The organism is Sheuella amnicola (genome assembly GCF_010499255.1).
GTDB lineage: Bacteria > Pseudomonadota > Gammaproteobacteria > Burkholderiales > Burkholderiaceae_B > Zwartia > Zwartia amnicola.
On sequence record NZ_JAAGRN010000016.1, the window covers coordinates 1 to 12,479 of the forward strand.

Genomic DNA, 12,479 nt, shown 5'->3' on the forward strand with positions numbered 1-12,479 from the left:
TAAGGCCATTTACACGACCAATGCCGTTGAATCACTCAATAGCGTCATTCGCGCCGCCACAAAACGACGAAAACTGTTCCCAAATGATGACTCGGCTCGAAAGGTGGTGTATCTTGCGATTGAACAGGCTTCGAGGAAATGGACTATGCCGATTCAAAATTGGAAAATGGCTTTGAATCGATTTGTGATTGAATTTGGCGATCGGGTTACCAATCACCAATGATTACTCCGTCAGCATTTACACAGAATTATTTACAGCCTCTGGGATTAATACCCTTGTCGTGATCTTACGTATTTTTTAGTACCTTGCTTGCACTGCAGCTAATTTTTCGGGCTCGGATAGACAGTATGAGAGATATGCTTTCCGTCTTTATCCACTTTCACCAGAACGATATCACCCACACTGACTACCTTTCCGGTATAGGCCTCAATATTCACATGGTGGGTAACCAGAATAATAGGCGTCTGCGGATGTTTTGTTAAAGTGCTTTTTATAAAAGATTCTAGTTCCTTGGTTTGTTTTTTTTCCAGGCTCATATTGTCAAAAAATGAACCAAGTGACGATTCAGTTGTTACCGGGCCTTTATTGAGTAAATGTGCCGTATCTAAACATCTACACCACGGACTGCTATAAATCTGTGCAGTTTCAATACCTTGCTTACTTAGCCATATGCCAATCGCAGAGGCTTGCTTTTTTCCATAATCACCCAAGTTGCGCTGAGTGGAACACTGGCCAATTGTGTATCCGACAGGATCTCCATATCCAGGGGCATCGGCGTGTCTTATGAGAATGACATGCTGTCCATCCTGCAGATCATGTATCAGGCCAGCATTCGATTGCCCCATAAAAATGAAGCAAGAAATCAAAAAAATAATACTTCTGAGTATGTGATGAAATGGACTCATAACAAGTTTATGGTGAATATTATTGATTTCGATGTTATTTGATTATTCGGGATGGAATTGATTAGCGTCAGGACGTGGCATCCATATATCTAGTAAGTGAGTCTGGCGATATAAACGTAGAGTGGGATTCCAAGAATGATATTGAATGGAAACGTGATTCCTAATGACATACCCATGTATAAGCCCGGGTTGACTTCGGGTAGAGCATGCCTCAATACTGCAGGTACGGCAATATAAGAAGCGCTTGCGGCGAGCACCATTAATAAAACCGTATCACCCAACTGTAAACCTATCACTTTGCAAAGGCCTAAGGCGATAGATGCATGTATTAAAGGTGCGCAAATTGCGTAGAAGATGGTAATTGGAGGCTTATTCTTCAGCCCTCCAAAGTTTTTAGCGGCCATCAACCCCATATCAAGCAAGAAGAATGCAAGCATCCCTTTGAATAAATCGATTGAAAATGGCGCCATTAATTTTTGCCCTTCATCACCGCTAACTATGCCAACAACCATAGATCCTAATAAGAGAAGTTGTGCGCCATCGGTAAAAGATTCGTGAAATATCTTTGATATGCCGACTGACTGCGGTAAGCCGGTTGATGAAACTCTCGCTTTATTTGCCAAAAAAATTGCCAGAATAATTGCTGGGGATTCCATCAAAGCCATTGCGGCGGCCATATGGCCACCAAATCCAATGCCGTATTGATCAAGTGCTTGGGTTGCGGTGATGAAAGTAACGGCACTAACGGAACCATAGGTAGCGGCAACAGCTGCTGCATCATAGCTGTTGAGCTTAGTTCTTAAAATCTGATAGCCCATTAAGGGAATCAAGATTGCTAGAAATACTGCCAAACTAAGCGCTAGAACAATCTCAAGGGTAAAGCCAGACTTATGAAGTGCAAATCCACCCTTTAAACCTAAAGCCATCAACAGATACAAAGATAAGAATCTGGCAATGGGTTGAGGAATTTCTAAATTCGACTTAACACTGCCTGCAAAAGCGCCAAAGATAAAAAAGAGAATAGCGGGATCGAGAAAATTTGCCATATCAACAGCTTAAGGGATTTTGGCGATACGAGAATTTTTATCCTTACATGGGATAAGGAATAAGACAACATCCGGATAACTTTTAGATTTGTCTCATAGTAAATTTAGATATTATTTAGAATCCCCCATTCTAATGAATGAGCTAAGTAATGAATATCTCTTTACCGTTGCATTCAATTTTTCATTCTGAATACCGTGCGCTTGTAGTCGGATCAAGTGGCGCGATTGGAAAGGCGTTTGCGGATGCTTTGAAAGGGGATCCGAAATGCAAGCATGTACAAACGCTTTCTCGAAAATCACATCAAGGATTTGATCTTCTGAATGAAAAATCACTCGAATCTTTTGCCGAAAATTGTCGCGATTCTGGTCCTTATCAAATAATCATCGATGCAACCGGTGTATTAAAAATTGATGGCTTCGGCCCGGAAAAGTCATTGTCTGCTCTAAAGCATGACGTATTGGTTAAGAATTTCGAAATCAATACCATTGGTCCAATTCTGATGCTTAAATATTTAGCGCCACTTCTTGCTGGGGGACCATCGATTTATGCCAAATTATCCGCCAGGGTGGGTAGTATTTCAGACAATAAAAAGGGCGGATGGTACGGCTATAGGGCAGCAAAGGCAGGGTTAAATATGTTGCTTCAAACTGCTGGTCTTGAACTGCAAAGACGAAATCCTAATCTGCATATCGTTGCATTGCAGCCTGGAACAGTGAAATCTTCACTGTCGAGTCCATTTATCGATTCTGTTCCAGGGGTGTTAGAGCCAGAGGAGTCTGTTGCAGGCATGCTGAATGCATTAAAAAACCTAACTCCAAAAGCTGGGGCTCATTTCATTGACTATAAAGGTCAGATTATCGAGTGGTAGCGAGTCTTCAAGATTGGATGCACGCCGTCTAAAAAAGCCATCAATCAGATCGTTGCGCATTTTGCCCAGACTAGTCTATCTGTTATTGAGGGCTAATTTTATTCCTAAGCCAATCAGCGAAATGCCAGCAAATCGAGTGGCAAACTGGCGAGCAATAGGGATGGCTTTCAGATGGTTAGCTATCAGATTACCTATTAATACAATGAGTGCTTGATAAATAAAGCTGATGATTGTGACATGGGCCATCATCACAAAGAGAGTCTTATTTGTAGCTTCCGGCTTCAGGAATAATGGAAAGAATGCGAAAAAAAATAAAATAACTTTCGGATTGGTCATACTGACAATCCATGCTTGACGAAAATAGCGCCATGCAGTTTTCTTAGACTCAGGATTTAAATTGCTTGAGTGGATTTTTACGCGTATGAGCTGAATTCCCATCCAGCACAAATATGCGGCGCCAAAAAATTGAAGTCCTTGGAAAAGAGCCGGATTTGCCTTCATAAATGCTGCAAGACCAGCGACAGCAGCGATCATAAAAATAGTGTCACCCACTATTGTGCCTATGACGGCTCCGAGTCCTGCACCAATCCCATTGCGGGCCGTAGCATTCAAGATTGCAATGGTTCCAGCTCCCGGGATGAGTTGAAACAGCAAAATAGCAGTAATGAAACTTGGGTAGTTTTGAATATCAAACATTCGCTACGTCTCCAAAACAAGGGTCGGCATGATATTTCTAAATAAAAATCAATATGTTATGTCGAAATATGATAATCAGAAGGACAAATTCCGACAGTGTTAAAGAAATAGTCAAAGCGGAAAGCCCTAACAAAATTATTAGCAAAGCGAACTCAAGTAAGAAGTTATGCTTGCGCTGTTTTACACTTCGTAACATTTTGCTCTATTCATGGGCACGATGTTAATAGCGATCCACATCAGTTTCCATAAAATGAAATCTTGCAAGCATCCTCAACCGTTGGCTATTGTTCAAACGAAAAATAATTTCGATCTCATCCGTTTATTCGCGGCGAGCCAAGTTGCAATTTCGCATGCCGTAGATTGGATGCAGGTACCAGTACCCTGGTTGGGATTTATAAGATATTTTCCAGGCGTTCCAATCTTTTTCTTTATTAGTGGTTACCTGATTTACCAATCCTACGCGAATATTAAAAAGCCAAATCGTTTGCGGCTATTTGCGACCAATCGTTATCTAAGATTATTTCCTGCACTTTATGTTTGCATTATCTTTTCACTGATTCTGACACATTACAGTGGATATTTTTATACAGTCATGATTAGTCCGGGTCAATGGTTGGCCTGGCTTTTCACGCAATTAACTTTTTTGCAGTTTTTTAATCCGGATTTCATGCGTGGCTTTGCCACGGGCAAGCTCAATGCGAGCCTTTGGACCATCAGTGTTGAACTTCAATTTTATTTACTTGTTCCGGCTATCTTTTTCTTATTTAAAAATTATAAAAAATTTTCAATCGGGTTATTTTTGGTGTTAGTCGCCCTTAATACAGGTAATTCTTTTTTAAATCCTCGCCAATCATTTCTGGAAAAACTGTTTAACGTCTCATTTGTGCCGTGGATCGCCATGTTTGCGCTTGGAGCCTACGTATCCACCAACAAAAAATTGCAGGCAAGAATTCTCAAAATCAATATTTTGGTGCCATTTTTCGCATATGTATTGACGTATTACTTTGCCTTGAAGTCAAACTCAGGCACAGATAATTCTATAAATTTTTTATCTTTCTTCTTGCTCGCGTGGCTAGTATTTAAAGCAGCCTTTACGTGTCCGTCACTTTCGGAATCCATTCTGCACAAAAATGATATCTCATACGGGATTTATATTTACCACATGCCTATTATAAATTTCATGATTTATGAAGGCATGACGCAATCGTATCTTTATCTGTGCGTCGCGCTGCTCTTTTCAACAGCCATGGCGATACTTTCATGGCGCTTAGTTGAAAAACCAGCTCTTAAACTTAAAAAAATAAGTTTACGAAGTGCTTAAAATAAGGACGCCATTTTTCACATGCTTGCATTATTGAAGAATGCCCTGCAGGATTTGAGAATGCTCCATCTGTTGGTGTTTATTCGCCAACAACAGATTGGATTTGTCCAGTTTTAATCCACTTGATAATTGCTTCTGAGGTTGCTCGCTCCCGACCTGCCATTGAATGCAAGTGAGTTCCGCCACAGACATCACCAGTACCTTCACCGCCTTTTACGGTAATTAAATTTTGCATTGAATATGCTGCAACAGTTGCATACGGCGTAAGAAAGCACATGTCATCAACATGGTGAATATTAAGCACAGACGCCTTTAGTGTGCTCATATCAAATGACTCCACTGAATAACCATAAGCGCGATTTCGCTTGTTTGCATAAGTCATGGATGCGGAGTGAATGCTTCCCTGTATCTCATTGCCGAGATTTTTCGCAAGCCATTTTGAAGAAACTGTTCCGTAGCTGTGACCCATGATGTAAAACTTGTTTATTTCATATTTTTCTTTCAACAGGGCCATTAATTTTCTGACATCATTTGCATGTTTTATGGATGAACGATAGTCGTCATCGCATCCTAAGGGAGTATTGCCCGTGGTCACACTATTTTCATCTGTTGGGCAATCCATAACGACAAGAGTAATGCCCGCCTGAGCGAAGAGATCTGTATTGTTTCGTAGGTAATTTAAATTTCTTTTCCAATCGTTTTCTGTCTGAATGTTGGCAATGCCAGACCAGCCACGATAAAAGAGGAGAGCCGTATCAGAAGATACCGACGGCTTAAGCATGATTGCACGTTGAATAACTGCTGATTTCGAAAAAATCCCAGTTTCTCTGTCGGTATCAGCCTCTATTAGAATGGGGGTTGTTGTTTGAGCCGTTACGCAGTCAAAACAAAGTAACGCGTAAATAGCTAAAATCCATTTCATCTTTCAGCCTTTAATGAATGCGTTTTTCTTGCGGAAATATCATTGCCCCCAAAACGGTAAATAAACTTAATCCCGCAATTGATTTGAGCATCAAGTCAAACCCCCCTTGGTTATACAAAATTGATACCAGACCGACAGACAATCCCGCAGCCGTGAAGCCTAGAAAGTATCTAGCCGAGTAAGCTCTGCCTCGCCATTCATCAATTGTATATTTGCCAAGCATGGTGTCATTAACAGTCACCTGTCCAAATACCGCCGCAATAATTACTATTGCCAAAATGATTAGCCCATAGTCTGTCATTGTTGAAGCAAAAAATAATGCGGGAACAATTGTTATAGCCAAAGGCAAAAACACATTTTTTAATGAGGTCTTATCCAGCAAGTTTCCGATAATGTATTGTGCTAAGGCTCCGAACAAATAGACAAGAAAAGTTATTGTGCCAAGTGCTGCAGTATTGCTTGTTAAGTTTGATAACCTCTCTTGGAATATTTTTGGCAAGGCTACTGTCACAGAATTGAAAGTGATTGAACTGGCAATGATGGTGATGATTAAAGAGGCAACAACCCACGCCATAACTGACTTAGGGACGCGAGCCATACCCGCGGCTGATTTTTTGGAGATCCTATCAGCTGCCCTTGGAACATCACGCAAGAACAGTAAGCCGATAAATAAACATGCTAGCCCGGGGACCCAAAATGCGGCGCGCCATCCAAAGTATTCATTAATAATGCCCGTGACCAACGCAGAAGTGGCAACGCCAACATTGCCCCACATCCCATTTATACCCATTTCTTTTCCAAGTTTATCGACATTGGAGACCAGCATCGCAGTACCAACAGGATGGTAGATGGAAGCAACAATGCCAACTAGCAATAGCATTGCTCCGAGTTGAATCGGTGTTTGAACAAATGAAATGCCGGCCAGCGCAAGCCCCATCCCAATAAAAAAGATTCCCATCATATTTCGACGACTCCACTTGTCGCCTAGCCATCCTGAAAATAATGAACCTGCGCCAAAAGCAATAAATCCCGGTGTTGCGTATGGCAGTAGTTCGCCATAATTCATTCCAAAAGTAGGTGCAATTACAATGACCGCCGCAGCAAATATCAACATGGCGTAATGGTCTATGAAATGAGCAATGTTCATATATGAAACAATCCGGGAATGGCTCATGAATTTCTCCTTGTTCTTGTTATGACACTAACGCCTATCGAATTCCAAAGCAAAAATAGTTTACTTTGGAAGCGAGGTACTTCACTGGTATCCTGATAAAGCCTTTCAGAGAGGCAATTAATGTTTAAAAGCTGTCAAAAAAGACTGTTGTTGCAGCGCCACTAGGATAACAATTTCATGCGTTTCTTTTCACTCTCCCGCGAAAAACTAGCAGGCCTGTTGGTAGGCGGTTTGACTCTGCTTGCTGCATCTGAGGTGATTTCATGCACTCGATTTGTATACCACGGTGCAAATGGACAGGTCATGACGGCACGTTCAATGGACTGGAAAAGTGAAATCGTTAGTAATTTATGGATTTACCCTCGCGGGATGGAGCGCACTGGGGAAACGGGTAGCAACACTGCGCGCTGGACATCTAAGTACGGTAGCGTAACCACTTCAGGCTATGACATTTCAACCACTGATGGCGTGAACGAGGTTGGTCTAAACGCTAACTTATTGTGGCTGGTTGAGTCTCAGTATCCAAAATTCACCAACGATAGTAAACCTGGGCTCACCATTGCTGTATGGGCGCAGTACATGCTGGATAACTTTGCTACGGTTCAAGAGGCTGTGGATGTTCTAAAAAAAGAACCTTTCACTATTGTCACTGCAAAAGTACCTGGAGAGGAAAGGCCAGCCACGCTGCACCTTTCTCTTTCAGATGCCTCTGGTGACAGTGCGATTGTGGAATATATCGATGGCAAACAAGTCATTCATCACAATCGATCCTATCAAGTGATGACTAATTCACCAATTTTCTCAGAACAACTCGCGGTTGAAAAATACTGGAAGTCTGTTGGCGGCGAAGTCTTTCTCCCTGGCACTAATCGAGCAGCTGACCGGTTTGCTCGGGCTACTTTCTATGTGAATGCAATTCCTAAGGATTCCGATGCAAATATGGCATTAGCTAGCGTCTTTAGTGTGATTCGAAATGTATCTGTTCCATACGGTATTGCTACCCCTGAGCAGCCAAATATTTCGTCTACCCGTTGGCGCACTGTCTTTGATCATCAGCGCCAACTTTATTTTTTCGATTCAGCTCTGACACCTAACACATTCTGGGTAAATCTTAAGAAAGTGGACTTCGATACTAAAACAGGAAAGGTGATGAAGTTGGATTTAGGGCCTAATCAAAATCACACATTTGCTGGTGAAGCCAATCAACACTTCAAGCCAGCAAAAGCCTTTACTTTTTTAGGCTTTAGCGGACGGTAAGTTTACCGGGTTGAATATAAAAGACAGAGTCGCACAATGAGTTCAATTTTCTGATCATGGATGTTTCTAACTTTCATCCTCGATTCACAGTTAGCCCTGATATTGCCTTGGAGCGTCTCATAGAGGGGAATGAGCGCTTTCTGCAAAAGCAAACTCGTATGCCCATCCTACAAACCCGGCTTCTGGATGAGCAGTCAGGTGGGCAACAGCCATATGCCACCATTCTAGGGTGCAGTGACAGCCGAGTCCCTCCTGAGTTGATATTTGACGCGTGGCTCGGAGAGCTATTTGTTATTAGAGTGGCGGGCAACGTCGTTGGCCCCGCAATATTTGGCACTCTTCAGTATGCGACCAGATATCTGCACACACCACTTTATGTGATTCTGGGCCACGAAGGATGTGGTGCCGTTGACGCTGCCCTGAACTATCGGCTCGAGGGCAAGCATCAAGCCGAGCAGATTCAAGTGCTTTTAGAGGAAATCGTCCCGTCATTTGAATCTTTGGATTATGAAGTGGAGAGAGATGCGTTACTTGCCTGCGCAGTTGAAGCAAATGTGAAACAAACGGTACATAGGCTGACGGTATCAGAAGAAGGCCAGACGCAACTTGCGCTAGGTGCAAAGCTGGTAGGTGCTGTATATGACATCAGAACTGGAAAGGTTCGATTTCTGTAATTTGCATCATAGTTTTAATAAAGTTTACCCTTGCGGGCAAACTTTATATTAATGCTTGTGTCCTTGGTTATTCATCGGCATGTTTTCTTTCATTTGGTGAGTGCTGGCGCCCTCGTAGCCAAGAATACTTGGATCAAGCATGCCTGCAATCATGGCAATGTGTCCAAACACCAGGAACAAGGCAACACAAGTTGCATGAATTTTTAACTTGCCCATTTGATCTAGAGCTTTATTCACTAGCCCCATCTCTTGCAGGGCAATCCAAATTAGTGGAAGGCCAGCAATCAAATAAGTGCCCACAGCAATTACATCAATAATGGTTCTCCATTCATTTGCCTTGGTGATTGGAATTACAGCATTAGTCATGAGGTAAATGATGATGCCTATGAAATAAATTCCCACAGCGATACCCGCAAAACGATTGAGGTAGTAAACAGCACCATCAAACTTACGAGTGAATAATAAGTACAGCTCAGTAATTGCTAAAGTCTCAGCCAAGATGACTGGAATAGCCATAAAAATAATCAAGTTCCAGGGCTGGTTGACAGCCAGTAACTCCATGTAATGAGTCATGTTCATAAGCTTTCTCCAATAGAAAACAAGTGGCTTGTAGCCACAAAATTAGTCAATCAGCTATCAACTAATTCGTTTTGGAGGCTTGAAGATGTAGTTTGGGACTGCCTCAACAATTAGTTGTGGCACAAGGGGGAGAAAGTGGTTAGAAAAATCAGGCTGGATATATTGACTTGAATATAGATTTGCTAAAAAGCCTAAGCAGCATTGATGATGAGTTTGATGATTAGTAGATTGAGACTTCTCAATATTTACATCAGTTTGCGTATGGCAATCGTTTTGAACCACATGCTCGGCATGGGATTGCCCAACAGTTTCATATGAAAAGGGCATAGAGCCGGCATGAATGATGCTGGCAAATAGGCTTAAACAAAGGGCGATACATATCCTTTTCATTCTCACATTCTATGCCCGTTTGCCAGAGACGACATTAAAATTACGACTTAAATGTAAATAGCATATAAAAATTTATGACAACTAGCCACATTTCACGTAGAAAATTCCTAATAACAGGATCAACCCTTTTGACTTTGCCTAGATTTCGATTAATGGCTCTGCAGCGGGGTCGCAACTTACAATATATTGATTTTTTGTAAGTATTTAGCGCAAAGTGGACTTGCTTATCGATCTGATAATAAACTCACACAACTTTTACATTCAACCGGAGTTTTTTAATGCCTACCGTCAAGGAAGTGACCTTCAATTTGTTGCGCAAACTTGGTATTACAACCGTTGTCGGCAATCCAGGCTCAACGGAAGAAACATTTCTGAAAAACTTTCCTGAAGATTTTGACTATGTGATGGCACTTCAGGAGGCGAGCGTAGTTGGCATAGCCGACGGCTTATCTCAAGGATTGCGTAAACCTGTCATTGTTAACGTACATACAGGTGCTGGTTTGGGTAATGCTATGGGTAATCTTCTGACTGCATACTTGAACAAAACACCTTTGATTATTACTGCCGGGCAGCAAACGCGCGAAATGCTTCTCATGGAACCTTTTTTGACGAATATTGATTCCACGCAGCTACCAAAGCCCTGGGTAAAATGGGCGTATCAACCGGCGCGTGCGGAAGATGTTCCTGGTGCGTTTCTTCGCGCGTATGCCATGGCCATCCAAGAACCCGCTGGCCCGGTTTTCTTATCCCTGCCTCTGGACGATTGGGATAAAGAAATGTCTTTTGAGGTGCCCGTCAGGAGCGTCTCAACTAGAAAAGGACCAGAACCGGACTGTCTTAAGACGTTTGCCGACAAAATCAACGCTGCCCGTAATCCGGTCCTTGTATATGGCGGAGATATCGCCAGAATCGGCCAAACAGCCTGGTCAAGTGGCATCGCATTCGCAGAAAAAATAAACGCTCCGGTTTGGGAAGCACCTTTTTGCGAACGCACCCCTTTCCCCGAAACGCATGCTCTCTATGCCGGTGAACTGCCGGCCGCCATCGGACCACTAAGCGATAAGCTTGCAAACCATGATTTGATCGTCGTGATCGGTGCACCTGTTTTTCGTTATTACCCTTATGTACCCGGTAGCTATTTGCCCAATGGTGCTCAGTTAATTCAAGTGACGGATGATCCGGATGAAGCAGCTAAAGCCATTGTTGGCGATAGTTTGGTATCAGATGCAGGGCTATTTTTAGACGCAGCTCTACCATTGATCAAGTCTCGCGCTAACCAAGCAAAGGCTCCATTACGTTTAGCGCCTAAAACGCCTAGCCATGAATTGCCTCTAGCTCCATTGGCTGTATTTGCCGCATTAAAGGCAAACTCTCCTAAAGAGCTTATTGTCACTAATGAATCGCCTTCCAATACCGCAGATTTTCAAGATCAATTCCGTTTTGATCAGCCTGATAGCTTTTACACGTTTGCTTCCGGGGGCTTAGGTTGGAATATGCCCGCTTCGGTAGGCCTTGCTTTGGCGGAAAAGAAAAATGGTCGAAATCGCCCAGTGTTATGTGTGATGGGGGATGGTTCATATCAATACTCGCTGCAAAGCGTTTACACAGCAGTGCAGCAGAAAGCTCATGTTATTTATGTCGTTCTTCAGAACGAGGAGTATGGGATTCTTAAAGAGTTCGCAGTTTTGGAGGAGACTCCGAATGTCCCCGGGCTTGATTTGCCGGGCTTGGATATAGTCTCATTAGCTAAAGGATATGGTGCGAACGCGATCCATGTAGAAACGACTGATGACTTAGGCAAAGCATATTGCAATGCATTGGAATTCAAGGGCACATCAGTGATTGTTGTTCCAATCACTAAAAAGTTGGGCAATCTGATTCAAAAGTGATCTAAGTCGAGGGTGTTGAGTACAGCACCCTCGTTTATCTTATCCAATAAGCCATATAGAAACCTTCTGACCTGAAACTATACGGCATCAAGGGGACGAGATTGCCAGACAGTGATTTGATCAATAACGCGATCTGTCACCTTGGAGATCAAGGCTGCACAAACGTCAGCGTCGTACATTTCCTTGAAGGCGTCGACGATTTCCCGAGTGCTTAATCCTTTGGCATACAGAGTCAGGATTTGATCGTCCATCTGCGTCAGACGGGTTTGATTTTTACGTACCAGTAGAGGTTCGAAAGAGCCGTCACGATCACGAGGGGTGCTGATTTCAACTTCCCCATGCTGACTTTTAAGCGTTTTAGAGGAACTGCCGTTGCGAGCATTGCCTTTCGCTGCACGACTGTTGCCGTGCTTTTCATAACCAAGGGGATCCGTCAGTTCAGCATTTAATGCCGTCTCAACAGTTAATTTAAGTAATTCTCGGGATAAGGCGTTCAGATCCGCCTCAGTTTTAATATCTTTCGCTAATTCAGTCGCCAGTGCTTGTAGTTTGGTACGATCCATTGCGGTGTCCAACATGTTATTTCCTCAATAGAGGTTAGTAGACCGTCGGCACTTACACAAATTTATTGTATGCGTCCGGCCAACCCATCTTGACCATCTGCCTGCGGTGCAAGTTTGGCAGTGACGGTTTTCGAAGCGTATCAGATCGTCTGTGGTTGCCAGTTGTGTGGCAGCAGATCCGTGATCTGGCGAT

12 protein-coding genes and 1 pseudogene are annotated in these 12,479 nt (G+C 42.9%); 6 read left to right on the forward strand and 7 right to left on the reverse strand.

Features of this window, described 5'->3' with window-relative positions:
* On the forward strand, positions 1-223 hold a 223-nt coding region (locus G3I67_RS14665; RefSeq protein ID WP_163656303.1), incomplete at its 5' end, for a transposase.
* A 98-nt stretch (positions 224-321) separates the two neighbouring features.
* On the opposite strand, the gene G3I67_RS14670 is transcribed toward G3I67_RS14665, so the two are convergent.
* Together G3I67_RS14670 and G3I67_RS14675 are read right to left on the reverse strand one after the other, a co-directional pair.
* Complete coding sequence (locus tag G3I67_RS14670) at positions 322-906, reverse strand: histidine phosphatase family protein (protein ID WP_235931962.1); 585 nt, start codon at positions 904-906, stop codon at positions 322-324.
* 89 nt (positions 907-995) lie between these two features.
* Positions 996-1,952 (reverse strand): sodium-dependent bicarbonate transport family permease, encoded by a 957-nt coding sequence (locus G3I67_RS14675; RefSeq protein ID WP_163656304.1) that lies wholly within the window; start codon positions 1,950-1,952, stop codon positions 996-998.
* 149 nt (positions 1,953-2,101) lie between these two features.
* Here G3I67_RS14675 and G3I67_RS14680 point away from each other — a divergent pair, with 149 nt between their 5' ends.
* Positions 2,102-2,821, forward strand: a complete 720-nt coding sequence (locus G3I67_RS14680) for an SDR family NAD(P)-dependent oxidoreductase (protein ID WP_163656306.1) — start codon at positions 2,102-2,104, stop codon at positions 2,819-2,821.
* Between the two features lie 75 nt (positions 2,822-2,896).
* Here the strand turns inward: G3I67_RS14680 and G3I67_RS14685 are convergent, their stop codons facing one another.
* A complete protein-coding gene (locus G3I67_RS14685) occupies positions 2,897-3,517 on the reverse strand; it encodes a LysE family translocator (RefSeq protein ID WP_163656308.1) in 621 nt (206 codons plus the stop codon).
* Positions 3,518-3,725: 208 nt separating this feature from the next.
* On the opposite strand from G3I67_RS14685, the gene G3I67_RS14690 reads away from it, so the two are divergent.
* Positions 3,726-4,838: an acyltransferase family protein gene (locus tag G3I67_RS14690; protein ID WP_163656309.1), complete on the forward strand. Its 1,113-nt coding sequence runs from the start codon at positions 3,726-3,728 to the stop codon at positions 4,836-4,838.
* Between the two features lie 79 nt (positions 4,839-4,917).
* Here G3I67_RS14690 and G3I67_RS14695 read toward each other — a convergent pair whose 3' ends face one another.
* Together G3I67_RS14695 and G3I67_RS14700 are read right to left on the reverse strand one after the other, a co-directional pair.
* The gene (locus G3I67_RS14695; RefSeq protein ID WP_163656310.1) at positions 4,918-5,760 is read right to left on the reverse strand and encodes a hypothetical protein; all 843 of its coding nucleotides are present in this window, start codon (positions 5,758-5,760) and stop codon (positions 4,918-4,920) included.
* A gap of 10 nt (positions 5,761-5,770) precedes the next feature.
* Positions 5,771-6,934: an MFS transporter gene (locus G3I67_RS14700; protein ID WP_163656311.1), complete on the reverse strand. Its 1,164-nt coding sequence runs from the start codon at positions 6,932-6,934 to the stop codon at positions 5,771-5,773.
* Between the two features lie 177 nt (positions 6,935-7,111).
* Between G3I67_RS14700 and G3I67_RS14705 the strand changes: the two genes are divergently transcribed.
* Positions 7,112-8,191, forward strand: coding sequence for a linear amide C-N hydrolase (locus G3I67_RS14705; protein WP_163656313.1), 1,080 nt, complete (start codon positions 7,112-7,114; stop codon positions 8,189-8,191).
* Between the two features lie 158 nt (positions 8,192-8,349).
* Positions 8,350-8,865, forward strand: coding sequence for a carbonic anhydrase (locus tag G3I67_RS14710; RefSeq protein WP_163656316.1), 516 nt, complete (start codon positions 8,350-8,352; stop codon positions 8,863-8,865).
* 48 nt (positions 8,866-8,913) lie between these two features.
* Here the strand turns inward: G3I67_RS14710 and G3I67_RS14715 are convergent, their stop codons facing one another.
* On the reverse strand, positions 8,914-9,444 hold the full coding sequence (locus tag G3I67_RS14715; protein WP_163656318.1) for a DUF6803 family protein: 531 nt from the start codon (positions 9,442-9,444) through the stop codon (positions 8,914-8,916).
* Positions 9,445-10,112: 668 nt separating this feature from the next.
* On the opposite strand from G3I67_RS14715, the gene mdlC reads away from it, so the two are divergent.
* Positions 10,113-11,723 carry a benzoylformate decarboxylase gene (gene mdlC, locus G3I67_RS14720; protein WP_163656320.1) on the forward strand — a complete coding sequence of 537 codons (1,611 nt, stop codon included), beginning with the start codon at positions 10,113-10,115 and terminating at the stop codon, positions 11,721-11,723.
* 80 nt (positions 11,724-11,803) lie between these two features.
* On the opposite strand, the pseudogene G3I67_RS14725 reads toward mdlC, so the two are convergent.
* Positions 11,804-12,286, reverse strand: a pseudogene (locus G3I67_RS14725) (transposase); the annotation flags it as partial.
* Positions 12,287-12,479 lie beyond the last annotated feature (193 nt).